This window comes from Pantoea sp. Ap-870 (genome assembly GCF_011752515.1).
Lineage (GTDB): Bacteria > Pseudomonadota > Gammaproteobacteria > Enterobacterales > Enterobacteriaceae > Pantoea > Pantoea dispersa.
Window position 1 is genome coordinate 865727 of the sequence record NZ_VWXG01000001.1, and the last position, 21023, is coordinate 886749.

Annotated in this window: 24 protein-coding genes and 1 other annotated feature; of the genes, 15 read left to right on the plus strand and 9 right to left on the minus strand. The window is 57.7% G+C overall.

The features are described 5' to 3' along the window. Positions 1-32: 32 nt before the first annotated feature. The 3 genes from cho to F3J41_RS04260 form a co-directional block, all read right to left on the minus strand. On the minus strand, positions 33-893 hold the full coding sequence (cho, locus tag F3J41_RS04250) for an excinuclease Cho (RefSeq protein ID WP_058757668.1): 861 nt from the start codon (positions 891-893) through the stop codon (positions 33-35). Positions 894-1004: 111 nt separating this feature from the next. Beyond that, a complete protein-coding gene (nadE, locus tag F3J41_RS04255) occupies positions 1005-1832 on the minus strand; it encodes an ammonia-dependent NAD(+) synthetase (RefSeq protein WP_166710016.1) in 828 nt (275 codons plus the stop codon). 117 nt (positions 1833-1949) lie between these two features. After that, on the minus strand, positions 1950-3140 hold the full coding sequence (locus F3J41_RS04260; protein WP_166710018.1) for a multidrug effflux MFS transporter: 1191 nt from the start codon (positions 3138-3140) through the stop codon (positions 1950-1952). Between the two features lie 192 nt (positions 3141-3332). Between F3J41_RS04260 and osmE the strand changes: the two genes are divergently transcribed. Beyond that, positions 3333-3668, plus strand: a complete 336-nt coding sequence (gene osmE, locus F3J41_RS04265) for an osmotically-inducible lipoprotein OsmE (protein ID WP_021506259.1) — start codon at positions 3333-3335, stop codon at positions 3666-3668. A gap of 54 nt (positions 3669-3722) precedes the next feature. On the opposite strand, the gene F3J41_RS04270 is transcribed toward osmE, so the two are convergent. The 4 genes from F3J41_RS04270 to hxpB form a co-directional block, all read right to left on the minus strand. Continuing rightward, positions 3723-4109 carry a DUF6515 family protein gene (locus F3J41_RS04270; protein WP_031279187.1) on the minus strand — a complete coding sequence of 129 codons (387 nt, stop codon included), beginning with the start codon at positions 4107-4109 and terminating at the stop codon, positions 3723-3725. Positions 4110-4306: 197 nt separating this feature from the next. Then, positions 4307-5698: an L-cystine transporter gene (locus tag F3J41_RS04275; RefSeq protein WP_021506257.1), complete on the minus strand. Its 1392-nt coding sequence runs from the start codon at positions 5696-5698 to the stop codon at positions 4307-4309. Between the two features lie 186 nt (positions 5699-5884). Next, a complete protein-coding gene (locus F3J41_RS04280; RefSeq protein ID WP_166710020.1) occupies positions 5885-6472 on the minus strand; it encodes a metal-dependent hydrolase in 588 nt (195 codons plus the stop codon). 201 nt (positions 6473-6673) lie between these two features. Beyond that, positions 6674-7342 carry a hexitol phosphatase HxpB gene (hxpB, locus tag F3J41_RS04285; RefSeq protein WP_166710022.1) on the minus strand — a complete coding sequence of 223 codons (669 nt, stop codon included), beginning with the start codon at positions 7340-7342 and terminating at the stop codon, positions 6674-6676. Positions 7343-7486: 144 nt separating this feature from the next. Between hxpB and F3J41_RS04290 the strand changes: the two genes are divergently transcribed. Then, the gene (locus tag F3J41_RS04290) at positions 7487-8023 is read left to right on the plus strand and encodes a YniB family protein (protein WP_058776249.1); all 537 of its coding nucleotides are present in this window, start codon (positions 7487-7489) and stop codon (positions 8021-8023) included. A 4-nt stretch (positions 8024-8027) separates the two neighbouring features. On the opposite strand, the gene F3J41_RS04295 is transcribed toward F3J41_RS04290, so the two are convergent. After that, positions 8028-8921 (minus strand): fructosamine kinase family protein, encoded by an 894-nt coding sequence (locus tag F3J41_RS04295; RefSeq protein ID WP_058769688.1) that lies wholly within the window; start codon positions 8919-8921, stop codon positions 8028-8030. A 90-nt stretch (positions 8922-9011) separates the two neighbouring features. Next, positions 9012-9302: a type V toxin-antitoxin system endoribonuclease antitoxin GhoS gene (ghoS, locus tag F3J41_RS04300; RefSeq protein ID WP_058757672.1), complete on the minus strand. Its 291-nt coding sequence runs from the start codon at positions 9300-9302 to the stop codon at positions 9012-9014. Positions 9303-9634: 332 nt separating this feature from the next. On the opposite strand from ghoS, the gene F3J41_RS04305 reads away from it, so the two are divergent. The 13 genes from F3J41_RS04305 to F3J41_RS04365 all read left to right on the plus strand — a co-directional run bounded on the left by F3J41_RS04305 (position 9635) and on the right by F3J41_RS04365 (position 20916). Then, positions 9635-10396 (plus strand): YdiY family protein, encoded by a 762-nt coding sequence (locus F3J41_RS04305; protein WP_031279185.1) that lies wholly within the window; start codon positions 9635-9637, stop codon positions 10394-10396. Between the two features lie 246 nt (positions 10397-10642). Then, complete coding sequence (gene thrS / locus F3J41_RS04310) at positions 10643-12571, plus strand: threonine--tRNA ligase (RefSeq protein WP_021506250.1); 1929 nt, start codon at positions 10643-10645, stop codon at positions 12569-12571. 4 nt (positions 12572-12575) lie between these two features. After that, positions 12576-13118 (plus strand): translation initiation factor IF-3, encoded by a 543-nt coding sequence (gene infC / locus F3J41_RS04315; protein ID WP_058757673.1) that lies wholly within the window; start codon positions 12576-12578, stop codon positions 13116-13118. A 99-nt stretch (positions 13119-13217) separates the two neighbouring features. Beyond that, the gene (gene rpmI / locus F3J41_RS04320) at positions 13218-13415 is read left to right on the plus strand and encodes a 50S ribosomal protein L35 (protein ID WP_006118955.1); all 198 of its coding nucleotides are present in this window, start codon (positions 13218-13220) and stop codon (positions 13413-13415) included. A 168-nt stretch (positions 13416-13583) separates the two neighbouring features. Further along, the gene (rplT, locus tag F3J41_RS04325; RefSeq protein ID WP_010616241.1) at positions 13584-13940 is read left to right on the plus strand and encodes a 50S ribosomal protein L20; all 357 of its coding nucleotides are present in this window, start codon (positions 13584-13586) and stop codon (positions 13938-13940) included. Between the two features lie 115 nt (positions 13941-14055). Beyond that, positions 14056-14181, plus strand: a sequence feature (Phe leader region). Next, a complete protein-coding gene (pheM, locus tag F3J41_RS04330; RefSeq protein ID WP_121626058.1) occupies positions 14061-14105 on the plus strand; it encodes a pheST operon leader peptide PheM in 45 nt (14 codons plus the stop codon). Its footprint overlaps the feature before it by 45 nt. A 71-nt stretch (positions 14182-14252) precedes the next feature. Continuing rightward, on the plus strand, positions 14253-15236 hold the full coding sequence (gene pheS, locus F3J41_RS04335; RefSeq protein WP_150058241.1) for a phenylalanine--tRNA ligase subunit alpha: 984 nt from the start codon (positions 14253-14255) through the stop codon (positions 15234-15236). A gap of 14 nt (positions 15237-15250) precedes the next feature. Continuing rightward, the gene (pheT, locus tag F3J41_RS04340) at positions 15251-17638 is read left to right on the plus strand and encodes a phenylalanine--tRNA ligase subunit beta (RefSeq protein ID WP_021506247.1); all 2388 of its coding nucleotides are present in this window, start codon (positions 15251-15253) and stop codon (positions 17636-17638) included. A gap of 4 nt (positions 17639-17642) precedes the next feature. Continuing rightward, on the plus strand, positions 17643-17945 hold the full coding sequence (ihfA, locus tag F3J41_RS04345) for an integration host factor subunit alpha (RefSeq protein WP_021506246.1): 303 nt from the start codon (positions 17643-17645) through the stop codon (positions 17943-17945). Positions 17946-18078: 133 nt separating this feature from the next. Beyond that, positions 18079-19062, plus strand: a complete 984-nt coding sequence (btuC, locus tag F3J41_RS04350; RefSeq protein ID WP_166710024.1) for a vitamin B12 ABC transporter permease BtuC — start codon at positions 18079-18081, stop codon at positions 19060-19062. Positions 19063-19101: 39 nt separating this feature from the next. After that, positions 19102-19647, plus strand: coding sequence for a glutathione peroxidase (locus F3J41_RS04355; RefSeq protein ID WP_058769691.1), 546 nt, complete (start codon positions 19102-19104; stop codon positions 19645-19647). Further along, positions 19647-20393 (plus strand): vitamin B12 ABC transporter ATP-binding protein BtuD, encoded by a 747-nt coding sequence (btuD, locus tag F3J41_RS04360; RefSeq protein WP_166710026.1) that lies wholly within the window; start codon positions 19647-19649, stop codon positions 20391-20393. The genes F3J41_RS04355 and btuD overlap by 1 nt, the downstream gene beginning before the upstream one ends. A gap of 64 nt (positions 20394-20457) precedes the next feature. Beyond that, a complete protein-coding gene (locus tag F3J41_RS04365; protein WP_021506241.1) occupies positions 20458-20916 on the plus strand; it encodes an NlpC/P60 family protein in 459 nt (152 codons plus the stop codon). Positions 20917-21023: the final 107 nt, after the last annotated feature.

Genomic DNA, 21023 nt, shown 5'->3' on the forward strand with positions numbered 1-21023 from the left:
ACTGTGCTTTGGGCAGCGTCGGCGGTTTTGCGTTACAGCTCAATCAGCGGATAAACGCCGGACAGCAGCGGTCGGCAGAGAATTTTGTAGCCGTCATGGTCGAAGCCGTGACGCGCACGCTGCAGCTGACGCGCTTCCTGCTCACTGCTGACCGATCCCAGCCAGAACCAGTGATCGATGACGTGAATCTGCGTCATCTCCGTCCCGCGCTCCACCATACCCACCGGGCCCTGCCACGGCCAGCACACCACGCGCAGCTGCTCCAGCCCTGCCAGCAGGCGCTGCTGATGCGCCGCCAGCGGTTCCGCCCCGCAGCAGGCACCGGCACAGCGTTTAAGCGCCGCGCGGAAACAGCCGCGTCCCGGCTGCAGGCGCTCTAATCCCAGCAGGCCGTGACACAGGCGCAACTCGTCGGCGAGGCTTTTCAGCTTCTCTAACGCGGCAAAGCGGCTGCGGAATAACCCGTACAGGTCAGGCGAGGAGGAGAAATCGAGATCGCGCGCGTACACCACCTGTGGTGCGCCATCGCCCAGCTGCAGCGAGCACAGCTGGCGGTTTTTGCGCAGGCGCTTATTGAACAGCGGCTGCTGCGTTTTGATCATCTGCGCTTCGAGCAGCTGTGCGCCCACGTCCCCGGCGGTGGGGATCCAGCTGACGCGCCGCGCCTGGCGCAGCATGCTGGCTTCATCCGCCGTGCGAAAATGGGCCATCACCCGGCTGCGCAGGTTGATACTCTTGCCGATGTACAGCGGCAGGTTGTCGTTATCACCGTGGAAGGTGTAAACGCCCGGCTGATTAGGCAAGCCTTCCAGCCACTGACGCAGATGTTCGGGATATTGATAGATAGCCGCCGCATCAAATTCGAGGCGATGGCGGTTTGCTCGTCTGACCAAAGAACGCTCCGCTTACTGGTTGTGCATACAGTATATCAGCGCGCGCTTTTTCTCGCCAGCGGGGACGTGAAGAGGCTGGCTTCCCGCCGGGGGAGCGGGAAGCCGCAGGGATTACTTCTTCCAGAAGTCGTCGAATACGGTGATCGGCGGACGACGTTTATGCTCGGTTTTGGTATACCAGCCTTCAATGATTTTCGCCGCGTCGGCGTCGATGGTTTTGCCTTCGAGGAAATCATCAATCTGCTGATAGGTCACGCCCAGCGCGACTTCATCCTGCAGACCGGGACGATCGTCCTCCAGATCGGCGGTGGGGTGCTTGAGATAGAGGTGTTCCGGGCAGCCGAGCGCTTTCAGCAGCTGTTTGCCCTGGCCCTTGTTGAGGCGGAAAATCGGGTTGATGTCGCTGCCGCCGTCGCCGTACTTGGTAAAGAAGCCGGTCACTGCTTCTGCGGCGTGATCGGTGCCGACCACGACGCCTTTGGTCATGCCGGCAATGCTGTACTGAGCTTTCATGCGTTCGCGCGCTTTCTCGTTACCGCGCACAAAATCCGACAGGGCAATGCCCGCCTCCTGCAGTGCGCGCTCGCTGGCCAGTACCGCTTCTTTGATGTTGACCACCAGCGTGCGATTCGGCTGGATAAAGGCCAGCGCATCCTGACAATCCTGCTCGTCAGCCTGCACGCCATACGGCAGGCGCACGGCGATAAAGCTGTAGTCGTGATCGCCGGTCTCTTCACGCAGTTCAGTGATAGCAGTCTGCGCCAGCTTGCCGGTCAGCGTTGAGTCCTGACCGCCGCTGATGCCGAGCACCAGGGTCTTAATAAACGGATGGGCTTTCAGATAGGACTTTAGAAAATCGACGCTGACGCGGATCTCCTGCTGCGGGTCGATAACCGGTTTAACACCCAGGGCCTGAATGATTTCCTGCTGCAGTGACATGAACCTCTCCTCAAGTCGGTAGCCTGACGGCACAATGCGAATCATGTGCTAAAGCTAACGCCTCCGCAGAAAAACAACAAGCCGAACGGCTTGTTGTCCGGTGTTTCTGTTGGCAATTCAGGCGCTTTTTGGTTTCTGCGCCAGCAGCATGAACATCACGATGGCCAGCATAAAGCAGCCAAAGATGGTGGCCGTCATGCTGATTACCGAGGTGCCGCCGAGGCCGGTGATCGGTACGCTGAGCGCGCCGAGCGAGAACATCGCAACGCCGATCACCGCCGAGGCGCTGCCGGCGCGGTGGCCCTGGCTCTGCATCGCCAGCGATGACGCGGTGGTGGCGATCACGCCGTTACTGGCGATGGTGAAGAACAGCGCCACCAGCACCAGCGGCAGCGGCGCGCCGCTCACGCCGGCCAGCAGCAGGCAGCTGGAGGCGACAAACGCCAGCGTCAGGCCGCCCTTCAGCACGCGATATTCGCCCCACAGCGGACAGAGCCGGGCGCTGGTCTGGGAAGCAATCACCAGGCCAATACCGTTCGCCGCAAAGCACAAGCTGAATGCCTGCGGTGACAGGCCGTAAATCTGCTGCAGCACAAACGGCGAGGCGCCGATATAAGCAAACATGCCGGACATCATGAAGCCCTGCGTCAGGCAGAAGCCCATAAACGGCCGGTGGGTGATGACCTGGCCGAGCGCCGCCCAGGCGGAGAAGAGCGATCCCTGGCTACGGCGTTCGGCCGGCAGGGTTTCGCGCAGCTTCCAGCGCGCCAGCAGAATCAGCAGCACGGCAATCGCGCCCAGCACCACAAAGATGCCGCGCCAGTTCAGCACTGTCATCAGCGCACCGCCCAGCACCGGCGCACCAATCGGCGCCAGGCCATTCACCAGCATCAGCAGGGCAAAAAAGCGCGTCAGCTCATGGCCGCTATACATATCGCGGGCAATGGCACGCGACAGCACCGCGCCGCCGGCACCGGCCAGCCCTTCAAACAGGCGTGCCACCAGCAGAGCGTGAATATCCTTCGCCAGCGCACAGCCAATCGAGGCGATGAACAGCAGCGCCAGCGACAGCAGCAGCGGACGAATACGACCAAACTTATCGCTCATCGGACCAAACAGCAGCTGTCCGGCGCCCAGCCCCAGCAGACCGGCGGTCAGACTTAGCTGGGCAGTAGCGGTTTCGGTACCGAGGTCGCGCGCCAGTTCAGGCAGGGCAGGCAGATAGAGATCGATACAAAGCGGCCCGAGCGCGGCGAGCAGGCCGAGCGTGATGGCATAAATCAGCCGGTTAGGGTGTGCAGGTGTCATTGATCCTCTGTGTTATTTTTGGCTTTAAGATGTATCTTGCGCCGCGATTATACGGAGCCGGTGACGGCAACACAGCATCTTTACGTAATCCTGACGCTTCAGAACTGACCGAAAGCACCGCCATTGAGTTGATAAATCTGGAATTATGTTCCAGGCTTAGTGGGACATGGACAAAGTATGAGGAACAACAAGATGAATAAAGTGCTGGGATGTATCGCTGCCGCTATGACGCTGGCAGCCCTGTCTGGTTGTACAACTTACGATCGTGCGGAAAGCTACGTGACTAAGCCTGTGGTGAAGGATGTGAAAAAAGGCATGACGCGTGAACAGGTGCGCCAGATTGCCGGACCGGCGTCAACCGAGATTACCATGGTTCACGCACGGGGTACCTGCCAGACCTACGTGATTGGTGAGCGTGATGGCAAACAGCAGACTTACTTTGTGAGCTATAACGACACCGGTCGCGTCATGAACTACGGCTTCCAGAGCTGTAAGGATTACGATACCGATCCGCAAGCCGCGCAGTAACGGCAGCAGAATAACAAACGGCCCGTCTCAGACGGGCCGTTTTTCTTTGTGCGCTTACAGCCCATACGGCCGCGGCACCTCAATGTAGCTGCCGCTGATCTCGCGCTGATAGTAGTGACCATCCTGCACGTAATAGCGTTTGCCATTGTAATCCAGAACACGCATGGCGCTGGCCGGTGGGCCATCCGGTGGCTGGACCACCACGTAGGTGTCGCCCTGCCGCTGGTAGTAGCTACCGTTCAGCAGGTAGTAGGTCAGTCCGCCAATCAGCACGGCGGTCGCGGCCTCCGGCAGAAAACGCAGCGGTCCGGGATGGCCCCAGCGGGGTCCCGGACCACCCCAGTGCGGGCCAGGGCCCGGACCCCAGCCATACGGATGAGCAAAACTTACGGTTGGCGCTATCAGGGTTAACGCCAGCATTGAGGCGATAACGTTTCTCATGGGGGTTCTCCTGCGGTAACTCCCCGCAGCATTCGCCTTTCAGCGCGCAAACTCAAGCAAAAAACCGGCGATTTTGCCTCCGTTTACCATGCTTAACGCTTTCCTGACGTTAGCGCCATGATTGCGGAAAAAAGTGCAGAAAACGGCAAAAAAAAACGGCAGGCTTGGCGGCCTGCCGTTACGGGAAAACGGGTTAATTAGCGGTGCGCCAGTTCCGCGTGTTCGTCGCTCTCCAGCACTTTTTTGTCGGTCATACCCAGCCAGCGGCTGGTCAGTGAACCGGCGGTCATCGAGCCATTAACGTTGAGCGCGGTACGGCCCATATCAATCAGCGGTTCGATGGAGATCAGCAATGCCACCAGCGTGACCGGCAGTCCCATCGCCGGCAGGACGATCAGCGCGGCAAAGGTCGCGCCGCCACCGACGCCCGCCACACCGGCTGAGCTCAGCGTGACAATACCGACCAGCGTGGCGATCCATACCGGGTCAAACGGGTTGATACCCACGGTCGGCGCTACCATCACCGCCAGCATGGTGGGATAGAGGCCGGCACAGCCGTTCTGGCCGATGGTCGCGCCAAATGAGGCCGAGAAGCTGGCGATGGATTCCGGTACGCCCAGACGACGCGTCTGTGTCTCCACGTTCAGCGGAATACTGGCGGCGCTGGAACGGCTGGTGAAGGCAAAGGTTATCACCGGCCAGACTTTACGGAAGAAGCGCAGCGGGTTGATACCGTTGATTGACAGCAGCAGCGCGTGAACGCCAAACATAATCGCGAGGCCGAGATACGAGGCCACCACAAAACCGCCCAGCTTGATGATGTCCTGCAGGTTGGAACCGGCAACCACTTTGGTCATCAGCGCCAGCACGCCGTACGGTGTCAGCTTCATGATCAGACGGACCAGCTTCATCACCCAGGATTGCAGGGTATCAATCGCCACCAGCACGCGCTCGCCTTTGGCTTTGTCATCTTTCAGCAGCTGCAGCGCCGCCACGCCGAGGAACGCAGCGAAAATCACTACGCTGATGATCGACGTTGGATTGGCACCGGCCAGATCGGCAAACGGGTTTTTCGGGATAAAGGAGAGCAGCAGCTGCGGCGTACTCAGATCCGCGACTTTACCAACGTAGTTGCTCTGAATGGCGCTCAGACGCGCGGTTTCCTGCGCGCCCTGTACCAGTCCCTCGGCGCTGAGGTGGAACAGGCCGGTCACCAGCACGCCCACCAGTGCGGAAATGGCGGTGGTAAACAGCAGCACGCCGATGGTCAGCACGCTGATTTTGCCCAGCGACGAGGCGTTATGCAGCCGCGCCACCGCACTGAGGATCGAGGCAAACACCAGTGGCATGACAATCATCTGCAGCAGCTGAACATAGCCGTTACCGACGATGTTGAACCAGCCAATCGACTCTTTCACCACCGGGCTGTTTTCGCCATAAATGGCCTGCAGTGCCAGGCCAAAGATCACCCCCAGCACCAGGCCGGTCAGCACGCGCTTCGACAGGCTCCAGCTCTGGTTGCCGACGCGGTTTAACGCAATCAGCAGCGCGACAAATGCCACGATATTGATGATCAGAGGAATATTCATTGTTAACTCCTGAAGGTCGCCACGCGATCGCGCCGCGTAACCGAAAATAGCAGAGGGATCCTCTGTAACTGTCGCGGCATGGTACCAGTTGGCCCTGCGGGAACAATATATCTAAATCGTCTGGGTTATAACTAAATGGTATTTAAGGCGATTTTTTCAGCAATCGCTGGCAGAAGGAAAAACACCTCAGCGCGTACTGCCGTTCACCAGCCGGCCAATACCGTTCTGTAAATTGTTGAACAGCTGTTCCGGCCAGCCGTGGGCGCCAAACGATGGCATACCGGGCGGAAACCACAGCGCATAACCCACCAGGGCGAGGCATAGCGCGCGCTCCAGCTGGTTGCCTTGCTGGCTGTTGAGGATAGGCAGGCGAAAGCGCCAGCGGCACGGCCACAGCAGCGGCACGCCGGCGGGCGTCAGCATATCGGCGACAATGTGGCTCAGATAGCCGAGCGTCATGCCCTGCAGGACATCCGCTGGCAGGAACCAGTCAGCCGGCACGTTAATCTGAAACAGCCACAGGCTGACCGCCACCGCCAGCAGGCTATGGGTAAAGCCGCGATGGCCAAAAGCGCGGGCTATCGGCTGCGACAGCCACTTTAGCCGCTGGCCCAGCACCGATTTAGGGTGATCGATATCCGGCAGCAGGCAGGTCAGCAGCGCAGCCGGCACCAGATGCCACCAGTCGGCACTGGCCATCACCGGCGTCAGTTCGGCGCGTTTGGCAAATATCGCACTGGCGATGGCAAAAATGATATGGCCTTCGGCCGTCATGATGGAACCTGGCTGCAAAAACTGTCGATGCATCCAGTATAGGGATTTATCCAGTAAATGAGAACGGTGACGCTGTAACGAAGAGTGAATTTTTTGCTGACCCGCGCCTGAAAAAAGCGCGGGAAATTAACGGTCTGGCTTACTTTTGCGCCTGGCAACCGGGCGAAACATCAGCCAGGCGTAACGCGCGTCGCAAATCGATCAGTTAAACAGATGTTCCGCCTGCAGCTGCGTCAGGTTTTCCAGTTGCACATTGGCCAGTGCCCAGCGCGCATCGTGGCGATGTTCGGCGGCAGGCACCACAATGGAACGCATGCGCGCGGCTTTACTGGCGATCATGCCGTTGAACGAGTCTTCCAGTGCCACGCAGTTGAGCGGATCAACCCCCAGCTTTGCCGCAGCATCCAGATACACCTGCGGGTGCGGTTTGCTGTAAGGCAGCGCTTCAGCCGAAGCGAGGGCGCTAAAGTAGTGACGCAGATTGAACATCTCCAGCACGTGTTCCAGCATCGCCAGCGGAGACGCCGAGGCCAGCGCAATCGCCAGGCCCTGTTGCTGACACAGCTGCAGCGCCTGCTCTACGCCAGGCAACAGCGGCCGCGTCTCTTCGACCAGCGCCAGCGCGCGGGCAATAATGCGCTGAGTGACTTCGGCCTGATCCGGCCCGTTCCACGGCAGCGCTTCGTACCACATGCGCACGGTTTGATCGATGCGCAGGCCGAGCGTATCCGGCAGCTCGTGGCGGCGGCTAATATCCACATTCAGGCTGGCAAACACCTCCAGCTCGGCGCGATCCCATAGCGGTTCAGAATCAATCAGTAAGCCATCCATATCAAAAATAGCGGCCAGCACAGGGCGACGATAGGTCATACAACAGCTCCATTGACAGTTTGCCCTACCTTAACATGGGCGGCGGCGAAAACCGACTTACGGCAGGTTACGCATTTTTCAGGAAAATTTGCTGTAGTGCAGGTAGACTTAGGGCAAAACTACTGTTTGTGAAGGGAAGACACCATGACGTATCAACAGGCTGGCCGCATCGCCATCCTCAAGCGAGTGGCTGGCTGGGTGATTTTTATCCCGGCGCTGTTATCCACCCTTATCTCCATCTTAGGCTTCATGTTTAAACACAGCGAAAAGCAGCCCGGCATTGACGCCGTGATGCTCGACTTCGTGCATGTGATGGTGGATATGATTAAGTTCAACACGCCGTTTCTCAATGTGTTCTGGAACAATTCGCCGGTGCCGGAATTTAACGGCGGGGCCAATATTGGCTTCTGGCTGATCTATATCCTGATATTCGTGGGCATCGCTTTGCAGGCCTCGGGCGCACGCATGGGGCGTCAGGCGCGCCATATCAAAGAAGGCATTGAAGACCAGATGATTCTGGAACAGGCGAAGGGCAGCGAAGGGCGCACGCGCGCGCAGCTGGAAGAGAAAATCCATGTGCCGCGTCACACCATTTTGCTGCAGATTTTTCCGCTGTATATTCTGCCGGTGATCATCGCCGTGGCCGGTTACTTCGTGTTGAAACTGCTCGGTATGCTGTAAAGCGTCAGGCCGGTCTGACCTGGCGCTGGCCCAGCGCATCCTCCTCCAGCAACTGGCCGATAGCGAACTGCGCTTCGCCGGCCCAGTTGCCGCCAAAGACGTTGGCGCGGTTGAGCAGATAGTAGAGCTGATACACCGGCTGACGCTGCGAGAAGCCTTCCGGCAACGGCCACACCGCATGATACCCTTCGTAAATCTGGCGCGGCAGATCGGCGTAATAGCTGAGCATCGCCAGGTCGCATTCGCGATCGCCCCAGTAGCAGGCGGGATCGAACAGCCACGGGCCGCTGGCGCTGCCGGCGCAGTTGGCTGGCCACAAATCACCATGCAGTAACGACGGTTGCGGATGGTGATTAGCGAGGCTGCGCTGCACGCAATCCACGATCAACTCCATGTCACCGTAGTGCACGCCTTTCTCCGCCGCCAGCTGCAGCTGCCAGCCGATGCGCTGTTCGGCGAAAAACACCGACCATTTGCGTAACCAGCTGTTGGGTTGCGGCGTGGTGGTAATATTGTTGTCGAAGTCGAGACCAAACTGCGGTTGCTCGCTCCACTGGTGCAGATGGGCCAGCTGCTGGCCGAGCTGGAATGCGCTTTGGGCGTTGAGTGGCTGCGGGGGAATGTATTCCAGCAGCAGAAAGCTGGTGTCACGATCGTTACCGACGCCGTAGACCTTCGGCACGCGCACCGTGTGGGTACGCGCCAGCAGATCAAGCTGGTCGGCTTCCCAGCTGAACAGCGTCAGCATGTCGCGCGTGTTGCATTTGACGAACACTTCCAGCTCACCGTAGCGCAGGCGCCACGCCGGATGAATATCGCCACCGGGCAACTCATGACGTTCGGTGATTTCGGCATCGCCGGCGTACTCGCTTAACAGACGACTAATGGCTGACCACATCGGGTAATCCTCTTTATTCGCTGCGTAAGATCGATTGTAACGCGCAAAACTTGCACAACTCCAGCGGCAATGCGCAATTTGCGGATTGCGTCAGGCTTGCGCTTTGAGAAACGCCTCCAGCGTGGTGACGTCAGCGTCCGGCTGCTGATCAAGCGCCACTGCCGCCAGCCCGGCGGCGTGTTCCGCCAGCGCCTGCTCCTCCAGCGCACTGACAATGCCAAAGCTGTTGGTGCCCAGCTCGTGCGGATGGCCGTCCGCATCGTGTAACGTGGTGCTGTAACCGCCGTTAACCATCGCGCTATTCAGCGCCTGCAGATCGCCAAGACCCCTTTCCTGATAACGGAAGGTGACAACGTAACGCTTGAGATCATGATCGCTCATCTTTTCACCTCATTGTTATCGAACAGATTTCAGCGTAGACCAGCGCCTGCGATAGAGCGAATTCTGCACAATCGCCCGGCGGCGCACAGCGTAAAGTCCTGTCAGGGTCGGCAGAAAATTCTTGTAGCATTTAAGCTGTTATTTGGTTATTTGCCGCCTATAATGCGCGCCGGAAATGGGAAGATTCCCAATCCACAAGCGGTGCCAGCGCAAAACCTGGCGATTCTGGTGCTTTCATACTTTTTTACAAAACTTACCGTAAATTGCATTGATTGCCCGGGAAAATTCTCCAGACTCATCTCTTTTTCAACTGTCGTACGGGTTACCTTTTAATGAAAGCCTTCAATAAGCTGTCCGCTGTTTTGTTGCTCTCCGCCGGAGCATTTTGTCACCAGGCCTTTGCAGATAACGCTGTCTTCACCTCAATGGATGACCCTTCTACGGCAAAAAAACCGTTTGAAGGCACCGCGTCAGCCGGTTACCTGGCACAGACCGGTAACACCACCAGCTCATCGCTGACCGCGTCAACCAGCATGACCTGGTATCAGACCTCAACGGCGTACAGCCTGTGGGGTAACGCCGCGAATACCTCATCCAACGATGAGCGCTCGTCGGAAACCTATAACATCGGTGGACGTAGCCGTTACAACCTCAACAGCGCTGACTACCTGTTCGGTCAGGCGAGCTGGCTGAGCGACCGCCTGAACGGTTATGATTCACGCGATGTCCTGACCGCCGGTTATGGTCGTCAGATCCTCAACGGTCCGGTGCACTCGCTGCGTGCTGAATTCGGTCCGGGTGTACGTTACGATGACTTCCACGATGGCGGCCACGAAACCAAAGCACTGGGCTACGGCGCGCTGAGCTATCAGTGGCAGCTGACTGACACCACCAAATTCATCCAGGGTGTGTCGGTGCTGAGCAGCTTTGGTGAAGACACCACGCTGAACTCCGAAACCGCACTGCAGGTAGCGATCAACGACCACTTCGCGCTGAAACTGGGCTATAACGTCACCTGGAATAACAATCCGCCAGAATCTGCGCCAGACCGTACCGACACCAAAACCACGGTCCAGCTCTCTTACGCGATGTAAACCAGAGCGCATTGTTACACCGTCGCCCGGCCTGTGCCGCGCGGCGGTTTTTTTTGATCTCTCTTTGGCTTAGCGCATTTCTTCGCGGGTTTTGCTCACTGCGGAAAGCTGTTATCATCGTTGCCGCTTTACGCGCCTGGCGTCATTCCGACAGTGTGGGTCTGACATCGCGCCAGGTTAACCAAACAAAACTCAGTGTTGCATGTAGGCTTTCGTGTGGCTTACCACTGCAATTAAGGATATGAAATGCCAGTAATTACTCTTCCTGATGGCAGCCAGCGCGTATTTGACCGTCCGGTCAGCGTGATGGACATTGCGCTGGATATCGGTCCGGGTCTGGCGAAAGCCTGCATTGCCGGTCGCGTCAATGGCGAATTGGTGGATGCGGTTGATCCGATCACCAGCGATGCGCAGGTCGCTATCATCACCGCGAAAGATGAAGCCGGTCTGGAAATTATTCGTCACTCCTGTGCGCACCTGTTAGGGCATGCGATCAAACAGCTGTGGCCGAATACCAAAATGGCCATCGGTCCGGTTATCGATAACGGCTTCTATTATGATGTCGATCTCGACCATACGCTGACCCAGGAAGATCTTGAGCTGCTGGAAAAGCGCATGCACCAGCTGGCTGAAACCAATTACGACGTCGTGAAGAAGAAGGTGAGCTGGCAGGAAGCGCGTGACGTGTTTGCCGCGCGGGGCGAAAGCTACAAAACCACTATTCTTGACGAAAACATCAGCCATGACGATCGTCCTGGCCTGTATCACCATGAAGAATACATCGACATGTGCCGCGGTCCGCACGTGCCGAATATGCGTTTCTGCCATCATTTTAAACTGCAGAAAATCTCCGGAGCCTACTGGCGCGGCAACAGCGACAACAAAATGCTGCAGCGTATTTACGGTACGGCCTGGGCGGACAAGAAACAGCTGGCGGCGTATCTGCAGCGCCTGGAAGAGGCCGCGAAGCGCGATCACCGTAAAATCGGTAAGCAGCTCGATCTCTACCACATGCAGGAAGAAGCACCGGGTATGGTATTCTGGCACAATGACGGCTGGACCATCTTCCGCGAGCTGGAAGTGTTTGTACGCACCAAGCTGAAAGAGTACGACTACCAGGAAGTGAAAGGTCCGTTCATGATGGACCGCGTGCTGTGGGAAAAAACCGGGCACTGGGACAACTACAAAGAAGCGATGTTCACCACCTCTTCCGAGAACCGTGAATACTGCATCAAACCGATGAACTGTCCGGGTCACGTGCAGATCTTTAACCAGGGTCTGAAATCGTACCGCGACCTGCCGCTGCGTATGGCGGAGTTCGGTAGCTGTCACCGTAACGAACCGTCAGGTGCGCTGCACGGTCTGATGCGCGTGCGCGGCTTTACCCAGGATGACGCCCACATCTTCTGTACTGAAGATCAGGTGCGTGATGAAGTGAACAGCTGCATCCGCATGGTCTATGACATGTACAGCACCTTCGGTTTTGAAAAAATCGTGGTGAAACTGTCGACGCGCCCTGAGAAGCGCATTGGCAGCGATGAGATGTGGGATCGTGCCGAAGTGGACCTCGCCGAAGCGCTGAAAGAGAACAACATTCCGTTCGAATATCAGCCGGGTGAAGGCGCCTTCTACGGCCCGAAAATTGAGTTTACGCTGCACGATTGTCTCGACCGCGCCTGGCAGTGCGGCACCGTTCAGCTAGACTTCTCCCTGCCGAAACGTCTGGACGCCACCTACGTGGGCGAAACCAACGATCGTCAGACGCCAGTGATGATTCACCGTGCGATTCTGGGTTCGATGGAGCGCTTCATCGGAATTCTGACCGAAGAGTTCGCCGGTTTCTTCCCGAGCTGGCTGGCGCCGGTACAGGCAGTGGTGATGAATATCACCGACGGCCAGGCAGAATATGTCAGTGAATTGACGAAGAAATTGCAGAATGCTGGCATTCGTGTCAAAGCAGACTTGAGAAACGAGAAGATAGGCTTTAAAATCCGCGAGCACACATTACGTCGCGTCCCTTACATGCTGGTCTGCGGTGAGAAAGAGGTGGAAGCAGGCAAGGTTGCCGTGCGCACCCGCCGTGGTAAAGACCTCGGGAGCATGGACGTAGATGTGTTTGTTGAGAAGCTGCAACAAGAGATTCGCAGCCGACATCTTCACCAATTAGAGGAATAAGGTTATTAAAGGCGGAAAACGAGTACAACCGACGCGTCCGAACCGTATCAACGGCGAAATCCGTGCCACCGAAGTGCGCTTAACTGGCGTAGACGGCGAGCAACTTGGCATTGTCTCACTGCGCGAAGCGATTGAGAAAGCAGAAGAAGCTGGCGTAGATTTAGTTGAAATTAGCCCGAACGCCGAACCGCCGGTTTGCCGCATTATGGATTACGGCAAGTTCCTTTATGAAAAGAGCAAATCTTCTAAGGAACAGAAGAAGAAGCAAAAAGTTATCCAGGTTAAGGAAATCAAATTCCGTCCTGGTACCGATGAAGGCGACTATCAGGTAAAACTCCGCAGCCTGATTCGTTTTCTGGAAGAGGGCGATAAAGCCAAAATCACGCTGCGTTTCCGTGGTCGTGAGATGGCGCACCAACAGATCGGTATGGAAGTGCTTAACCGCGTGAAAGAAGATCTGAATGAACTGGCAGTGGTCGAATCCTTCCCGACGAAGATCGAAGGCCGCCAGATGATTATGGTGCTCGCACCTAAGAAGAAACAGTAGGCTTTCAAGTAATAATGCCGCGTAGCGTTCGCGCTGCGCGGATTTTTATTCGCCTGTCTGGTTCATTTTATTAACAATGCGAAGTGGATATTTGTAAAAATGCCAAAGATTAAAACTGTACGTGGCGCCGCAAAGCGCTTCAAGAAGACCGCTTCTGGCGGCTTCAAGCGTAAGCACGCAAACCTGCGTCATATTCTGACTAAAAAGTCTACTAAGCGTAAACGTCACCTGCGTCCAAAAGGCATGGTGTCTAAAGGCGATCTGGGTCTGGTTGTTGCCTGCCTGCCGTACGCATAAGTTAACCCTTTTTTAATTCCCCGATAGATTTCGGGTTGCAGTCAGGCGGCAACGGAATGAATCCTGGAGCTTACATCAGTAAGTGACTGGGATGAATGAAGGCAGCCAACGTCACTGCGGCACGAGAGATGATGGGGAAATCACAGAATATGATATAGGAGAGCTCACATGGCTCGCGTAAAACGTGGTGTAATTGCTCGCGCACGTCACAAGAAAATCTTAAAACAAGCTAAAGGCTACTATGGTGCACGTTCACGTGTTTACCGCGTTGCCTTCCAGGCTGTTATCAAAGCTGGTCAGTATGCTTACCGCGACCGTCGTCAGCGTAAGCGTCAGTTCCGTCAGCTGTGGATCGCACGTATCAACGCTGCGGCGCGTCAGAACGGTATCTCTTACAGCCGTTTCATCAATGGCCTGAAAAAAGCGTCCATTGAAATCGACCGTAAAATCCTCGCTGACATCGCTGTATTCGACAAAGTGGCATTCACTGCACTGGTTGAAAAAGCAAAATCAGCTCTGGCGTAAGTCAGGTAAAAAAGGGAGCTTGCTCCCTTTTTTATTGCCTGCAACCCACGCAAATGATTGACATTTTAGCTGCAGGGCATTTCAATAGTGCGGTTTCTATCAAGACAAGGTAACGCAAGCATGCACGCTGCTATTTTCCGTTTCTTTTTTTACTTTAGCGCCTGATCGTCAGGGGCTTTTGCGCATAAGAAAAGAAACGAAAAATCGCGCTGAAAGCCTCCCTCGTGGAGGCTTTTTTGTTTCCGGCGACACTTAATCGGATCGCACGATCCCAACGAGAACTGACCAGCCCGGCTGGAAGAAGAGGAAATCATGTCCCAACTCGCAGACCTGGTGGCCCGTGCCACGGCCGCCATCGACGAGGCGTCGGATATCGCCGCCCTGGACGCCGTGCGCGTCGAATTTCTGGGTAAAAAAGGGCACCTGACGCTGCAAATGACCACCCTGCGTGAACTGCCGGCGGAAGAGCGCCCGGCGGCCGGTGCGGTCATCAACGATGCCAAACAGCAGGTACAGGACCGTCTTAACGCGCGTAAAGATACGCTGGAAAGCGCGGCGCTGAATGCCCGCCTGGCGGCTGAGACTATCGACGTATCGCTGCCGGGACGCCGTACTGAGAATGGCGGTCTGCATCCGGTGACCCGCACCATCGATCGTATCGAAACCTTTTTCGGCGAGTTGGGTTTCGCGGTGGCGACCGGTCCGGAAATTGAAGACGATTATCACAACTTTGATGCGCTGAATATTCCGGGGCATCACCCGGCGCGCGCCGATCACGACACCTTCTGGTTCGATGCCACGCGCCTGCTGCGCACCCAGACCTCCGGCGTGCAGATCCGCACCATGAAAAATCAGCAGCCGCCGATTCGTATCATCGCGCCGGGCCGCGTTTACCGTAACGATTACGATCAGACGCACACCCCGATGTTCCATCAGATGGAAGGTCTGATTGTCGATAAAGACATCAGCTTCACCAATCTGAAAGGCACGCTGCATGACTTCCTGAACAACTTCTTCGAAGAGAACCTGCAGATTCGTTTCCGCCCGTCTTATTTCCCGTTCACCGAACCGTCAGCGGAAGTGGACGTGATGGGTAAAAACGGCAAATGGCTGGAAGTGCTGGGATGCGGCATGGTGCATCCGAACGTACTGCGCAACGTGGGCATCGATCCGGAAATCTACTCCGGCTTCGCCTTCGGTATGGGCATGGAGCGTCTGACCATGCTGCGCTACGGTGTGACCGATCTGCGTGCCTTCTTCGAAAACGATTTACGTTTCCTCAAACAATTTAAATAAGGGCAGGTTATCCAATGAAATTCAGTGAACTCTGGTTACGCGAATGGGTAAATCCAGCCCTGGACAGCGCCGCGCTGTCTGAGCAAATCACCATGGCCGGTCTGGAAGTCGACGGCGTCGACCCGGTGGCAGGGGCGTTTCATGGCGTCGTGGTGGGTGAAGTGGTGGAGTGCGGCCAGCACCCGAACGCCGACAAACTGCGCGTCACCAAAATCAACGTGGGTGGCGATCGCCTGCTGGATATCGTCTGCGGCGCACCAAACTGCCGTCAGGGCCTGAAAGTGGCGGTGGCGACCGTTGGTGCCGTGCTGCCAGGCGATTTCAAAATCAAAGCGGCAAAACTGCGCGGTGAGCCGTCAGAAGGCATGCTGTGCTCGTTCTCCGAGCTGGGGATTTCTGACGATCACAACGGTATTATCGAGCTGCCAGCCGATGCGCCGGTGGGCACCGATATTCGCCAGTACCTGCAGCTGGATGACAACACCATCGAAATCAGCGTGACGCCGAACCGTGCCGACTGTCTGGGCATCATCGGTATCGCGCGTGACGTGGCGGTGATTAATGGCCTGCCGCTGCAGGCGCCGGTCATCGAGCCGGTTAAAGCCACCATTAGCGACACCTTCCCGATTCGCGTTGACGCCACCGATGCCTGCCCGCGCTACCTGGGCCGCGTGGTAAAAGGCGTAAACGTGAAAGCAGAAACGCCGCTGTGGATGCGCGAAAAACTGCGCCGCTGCGGTATCCGCTCGATCGATCCGGTGGTGGATATCACTAACTACGTGCTGCTGGAGCTCGGCCAGCCGATGCACGCCTTCGATCTCGACCGCATTGACGGCGGTATCGTGGTGCGCATGGCGAAAGAGGGGGAAACCCTGACGCTGCTGGACGGCAGCGAAGCGACCCTCCACAGCGATACGCTGGTGATTGCTGATCACCACAAAGCGCTGGCGATGGGTGGCATCTTCGGCGGTGAGCACTCCGGCGTCAACGAAGCGACGCAGAACGTGCTGTTTGAGTGCGCGTTCTTCGATCCGCTGGCGATCACCGGTCGTGCGCGTCGTCATGGTCTGCATACCGATGCTTCCCACCGCTACGAGCGCGGTGTCGATCCGGCGCTGCAGCATAAGGCGCTGGAGCGCGCCACTCAGCTGCTGCTGGCGATTTGCGGCGGCGAAGCCGGCCCGGTTATCGATCAGACCGATGCCAGCAAACTGCCGGCGCGCGCCACCATTACGCTGCGCCGTGAGAAGCTGGACCGCCTGATTGGCCACGTCATTGCGGATGAGCAGGTGACCGACATCCTGACCCGTCTCGGCTGTGACGTCACCGTCGGCAACGGCGAATGGCAGGCCGTCGCCCCGAGCTGGCGCTTCGATATGGCCATCGAAGAAGACCTGGTCGAAGAAGTGGCGCGCGTTTACGGCTACAACAACATTCCGGATGTGCCGGTGAAAGCCAGCCTGCTGATGACCCAGCACCGTGAAGCCGATCTGTCGCTGAAACGTGCCAAAAACCTGCTGGTGGATAAAGGCTATCAGGAAGCGATTACCTACAGCTTTGTCGATCCGAAAGTGCAGCAACTGCTGCATCCGGGCGAAGAAGCGCTGATTCTGCCCAGCCCGATTTCCAGCGATATGTCGGCGATGCGCCTGTCGCTGTGGACCGGTCTGCTCGGCGCCGTGGTGTATAACCAGAACCGTCAGCAGAGCCGCGTGCGCCTGTTTGAGAGCGGTTTACGCTTTGTGCCTGATACGCAGGCCGATCTCGGCATCCGTCAGGATCTTATGCTGGCGGGCGTGCTGAGCGGTAACCGCTACGAAGAGCACTGGGATCTGGCGCGCCAGACGGTTGACTTCTATGATTTGAAAGGCGATTTAGAGTCGCTGCTGGATTTGACCGGTAAACTCGACGCGATTTCGTTCCGTGCAGAAGCCAATCCGGCGCTGCATCCGGGACAGAGTGCAGGCATTTATTTAGCCGGCGAACGAATCGGATTTATCGGGGTGGTTCATCCGGAGCTGGAACGTAAGCTGGATCTTAACGGCCGCACCTTAGTGTTTGAACTGCTTTGGAATAAGGTCGCAGACCGCGTCCTGCCTGACGCGCGCGAGATCTCACGCTTCCCGGCAAACCGCCGTGACATCGCTGTGGTAGTGGCTGAAAATGTGCCCGCAGCAGATATCATCGCGGAGTGTAAGAAAGTTGGCGTAAATCAGGTAGTTGGCGTAAACTTGTTTGACGTGTACCGTGGTAAGGGCGTAAACGAGGGTGAAAAGAGCCTCGCGATTAGCCTGATTTTGCAGGATACCAGCCGGACACTCGAAGAAGAGGAGATTGCTGCGACCGTTGCCAAATGCGTTGCAGCATTAAAAGAGCGATTCCAGGCAACCTTGAGGGATTGAACCTATGGCGCTTACAAAAGCTGAAATGTCAGAGTACCTGTTTGAAAAACTCGGGTTGAGCAAACGCGATGCCAAAGAGTTGGTAGAGCTTTTTTTCGAAGAAGTTCGCCGCGCGTTGGAAAACGGAGAACAGGTAAAACTGTCCGGATTTGGTAATTTTGATCTGCGTGACAAAAACCAGCGTCCGGGCCGTAACCCGAAGACGGGGGAAGATATTCCAATCACCGCCCGCCGCGTGGTGACATTCCGTCCGGGGCAGAAGTTGAAAAGTCGCGTGGAGAACGCGTCACCCAAGGATGCTGACTGATTTCAGTATGACAAAAAGGCCGCTCAGCGGCCTTTTTTATGCGCGCAATCCCGGCAGCACGCTGCAGGCGCGGCTTTCTTTTTAGCGTAATCTCTCTACAATCAAATCTCTGTTTTCTCAGCCAATCTTACTTATGACTCTGCTGGATCAGCTGGCCCAACAGGCCGACCGTCGCAGCCGGCGCTGGCTCGGCGCGCTTACTGCCGCAGTGCTGCTGCTGCTGGTGCTCAGTCTGTGCACGGGCGACAGCTGGATATCTCCGCTGCAATGGTTTTCTGCCAGCGGCGATCTGTTCGTGTGGCAGCTTCGCCTGCCGCGCACCCTGGCGGTGCTGCTGGTGGGCGCGGCGCTGGCAGTCTGCGGCGTGGTGATGCAGGCGCTGTTCAACAATCCGCTGGCGGAGCCCGGGCTGCTGGGCGTATCGAACGGCGCCGGCATCGGCCTGGTGCTGGCGGTGCTGCTGGGTAACGGCGCACTGTGGAGCCTGGCGCTGGCAGCGATGGCGGGCGCGCTGCTGATCACGCTGATCCTGCTGCATTTTGCCCATCGTCAGCTCTCGGCCAGCCGTCTGCTGCTGACTGGCGTGGCGCTCGGCATTATCTGTAGCGCCATCATGACGTGGGCGGTGTACTTTAGCACCAGCCTCGATCTGCGCCAGCTGATGTACTGGATGATGGGGGGATTTAGCGGCATCGACTGGCGCTACGGCTGGATGATGCTGGCGCTGCTGCCGGTGACGCTGGCGCTGCTGGCCAGCGCCCGGACGCTTAATCTGCTGGCGCTGGGGGAGGTGTCGGCGCGGCAGCTCGGCCTGCCACTGCTGCTGTGGCGCAATCTGCTGGTGCTGGCGATGGGCTGGCTGGTGGGCGTCAGCGTGGCGATGGCCGGTGCGATTGGATTTGTCGGACTGGTTATCCCCCATATGCTGCGCCTCAGCGGCCTGAGCGATCATCGCTACCTGCTGCCGGCCGCGGCGCTGGCGGGCGCGGCGGTACTGCTGGCGGCGGACATTCTGGCACGGCTGGTGCTCACCTCGGCCGAGCTGCCGATTGGGGTGGTCACTGCCACGCTCGGCGCGCCGCTGTTTATCATGTTATTAGTGAAGTCTTCGCGCTAGCTGCGGCTGGCACAGTGCAATCAACAACGGGAATCGACGATGAGCCTTTATCAGACAGAACTGGTTACGCTGGACGGTGAAAAAACCACGCTGGCACAGTATCAGGGCAAGGTGCTGCTGGTGGTTAACGTAGCATCAAAATGCGGCCTGACGCCGCAGTATGAACAGCTGGAGTCGCTGCAGAAGGCCTGGCAGGACAAAGATTTCAGCGTGCTGGGCTTCCCCTGCAATCAGTTTCTCGAGCAGGAACCGGGCAGCAACGAAGAGATCAAAACCTTCTGCAGCACCACGTACGGCGTAACCTTCCCGCTGTTCGACAAAACGGAGGTTAACGGCGAGCAGCGTCATCCGCTGTACCGTCAGCTGGTCGCTGCGCAGCCGGAAGCCGAACGCCCGGCAGGCAGCGGTTTCCTTGAGCGCATGGAGAGCAAAGGCCGCGCGCCGAAAGCGCCGGGCGATATCCTGTGGAATTTCGAAAAGTTCCTCATCAACAAACAGGGTGAGGTGATCGCGCGCTTCTCGCCGGACATGACGCCGGACGATCCGATCATTCTGAAGCGCATTGAGCAGGCGCTGGCGGCGTAATGCTGCTGCAGTGCCACGGCCTGCGCGTGCCCGGACGGCTGAGCGCGGGGGAGCTGACGCTCTGCCGCGGTGAGCGTGTGCACGTGGTCGGCCCTAACGGCGCCGGCAAGAGCACGCTGCTGACCGCGCTCGCTGGCCTGCTCGACGCTGAAGGGCAGCTGACGCTGGCCGGCCAGCCGCTGCGAAGCTGGTCGGGTGCCGCACTGGCGCAGCAGCGCGCCTGGCTCCCGCAGCAGCAGCCGGCACCTGCGGCGCTGCCGGTGTGGCACTATCTGCGGCTGCACAGCCCGCCGGGTGGCGACTACGCGCAGGCGACGCTCACTGACCTGCTGCAGCAGCTTGGCTTGCAGGATAAGCTGACGCGTCCGCTGGCGCAGCTCTCCGGCGGTGAGTGGCAGCGGGTGCGCCTGGCGGCGGTGGTGCTGCAGATCCATCCGGCAATTAATCCGCGCGGTGCGTTACTGATTCTGGATGAGCCGCTCACCGCGCTCGACATCGCACAGCAGCGCGCGGTGGATAAGCTGCTGTTGCAGCTCAGCGAGGCCGGCATCGGCATTGTGGCCAGCGGACACGATCTCAACCACAGTCTGCGCCATGCCGATCGCGTCTGGCTGATGCATCAGGGCCGCGTAGTCAGTCAGGGCAGGGCGCGCGAGGTGCTGACCGCCGAGCGACTGGAACCGCTTTATCAGGCCGAATTCGTGCAGCTGGAGACGCCACAGGGGCCGCTGCTTTATCTTCCCTGACTTGCGCGCCGCGCCGCTTTGTCGCTACAGTGTCAGCCGGACGACGTTTTTAAGGACTATTCTGATGCGGCTGACCCTGTTTCTCCTCGTGCTGCTGCTGGCGGGCTGTAGCCATCATGCGCCGCCGCCCAATGGCCGCCTGTCTGACTCCATCACCGTAATTGCGCAACTTAACGATCAGCTCAGCCGCTGGCGCGGTACACCTTATCGCTATGGCGGATTAAGCCGTGGTGGCGTGGATTGCTCTGGCTTTGTCTACCTGACCTTTCGTGACCGCTTTGACCTGCAGCTGCCGCGCTCAACGATTGATCAGACTGATATCGGTACGCGCATCGATAAAAGCGATCTGCTGCCCGGCGACCTGGTATTTTTCAAAACCGGCAGCGGCGAAAATGGCCTGCACGTCGGCATCTATGACACCGACAATACCTTCATTCACGCCTCTACCAGCCAGGGCGTGATCCGCTCCTCGCTGGATAATGTTTACTGGCGCAAAGTATTCTGGCAGGCGCGTCGCATCTAATCCGCTTAACCCATTAGTGTTAAAAAAAGGCGTAATAATCAGATGGGTTTTGATCCGATTTATTTGTTTTTTTCCGCCAGATATAACTCTCATTTAAAATGGCACTT

What these genes read in the sequence shown, in the direction of transcription:
- nadE (WP_166710016.1), bottom strand. Translation starts at nt 1,832, where the DNA reads ATGTCACTGCAGCAGGAAATCATTCAGGCCCTGGGTGTTAAACCGGTT.
- F3J41_RS04260 (WP_166710018.1), bottom strand. Translation starts at nt 3,140, where the DNA reads ATGACACCTGCACACCCTAACCGGCTGATTTATGCCATCACGCTCGGC.
- osmE (WP_021506259.1), top strand. Translation starts at nt 3,333, where the DNA reads ATGAATAAAGTGCTGGGATGTATCGCTGCCGCTATGACGCTGGCAGCC.
- F3J41_RS04270 (WP_031279187.1), bottom strand. Translation starts at nt 4,109, where the DNA reads ATGAGAAACGTTATCGCCTCAATGCTGGCGTTAACCCTGATAGCGCCA.
- F3J41_RS04275 (WP_021506257.1), bottom strand. Translation starts at nt 5,698, where the DNA reads ATGAATATTCCTCTGATCATCAATATCGTGGCATTTGTCGCGCTGCTG.
- F3J41_RS04280 (WP_166710020.1), bottom strand. Translation starts at nt 6,472, where the DNA reads ATGACGGCCGAAGGCCATATCATTTTTGCCATCGCCAGTGCGATATTT.
- hxpB (WP_166710022.1), bottom strand. Translation starts at nt 7,342, where the DNA reads ATGACCTATCGTCGCCCTGTGCTGGCCGCTATTTTTGATATGGATGGC.
- F3J41_RS04290 (WP_058776249.1), top strand. Translation starts at nt 7,487, where the DNA reads ATGACGTATCAACAGGCTGGCCGCATCGCCATCCTCAAGCGAGTGGCT.
- F3J41_RS04295 (WP_058769688.1), bottom strand. Translation starts at nt 8,921, where the DNA reads ATGTGGTCAGCCATTAGTCGTCTGTTAAGCGAGTACGCCGGCGATGCC.
- ghoS (WP_058757672.1), bottom strand. Translation starts at nt 9,302, where the DNA reads ATGAGCGATCATGATCTCAAGCGTTACGTTGTCACCTTCCGTTATCAG.
- F3J41_RS04305 (WP_031279185.1), top strand. Translation starts at nt 9,635, where the DNA reads ATGAAAGCCTTCAATAAGCTGTCCGCTGTTTTGTTGCTCTCCGCCGGA.
- thrS (WP_021506250.1), top strand. Translation starts at nt 10,643, where the DNA reads ATGCCAGTAATTACTCTTCCTGATGGCAGCCAGCGCGTATTTGACCGT.
- rpmI (WP_006118955.1), top strand. Translation starts at nt 13,218, where the DNA reads ATGCCAAAGATTAAAACTGTACGTGGCGCCGCAAAGCGCTTCAAGAAG.
- rplT (WP_010616241.1), top strand. Translation starts at nt 13,584, where the DNA reads ATGGCTCGCGTAAAACGTGGTGTAATTGCTCGCGCACGTCACAAGAAA.
- pheS (WP_150058241.1), top strand. Translation starts at nt 14,253, where the DNA reads ATGTCCCAACTCGCAGACCTGGTGGCCCGTGCCACGGCCGCCATCGAC.
- pheT (WP_021506247.1), top strand. Translation starts at nt 15,251, where the DNA reads ATGAAATTCAGTGAACTCTGGTTACGCGAATGGGTAAATCCAGCCCTG.
- ihfA (WP_021506246.1), top strand. Translation starts at nt 17,643, where the DNA reads ATGGCGCTTACAAAAGCTGAAATGTCAGAGTACCTGTTTGAAAAACTC.
- btuC (WP_166710024.1), top strand. Translation starts at nt 18,079, where the DNA reads ATGACTCTGCTGGATCAGCTGGCCCAACAGGCCGACCGTCGCAGCCGG.
- F3J41_RS04355 (WP_058769691.1), top strand. Translation starts at nt 19,102, where the DNA reads ATGAGCCTTTATCAGACAGAACTGGTTACGCTGGACGGTGAAAAAACC.
- btuD (WP_166710026.1), top strand. Translation starts at nt 19,647, where the DNA reads ATGCTGCTGCAGTGCCACGGCCTGCGCGTGCCCGGACGGCTGAGCGCG.
- F3J41_RS04365 (WP_021506241.1), top strand. Translation starts at nt 20,458, where the DNA reads ATGCGGCTGACCCTGTTTCTCCTCGTGCTGCTGCTGGCGGGCTGTAGC.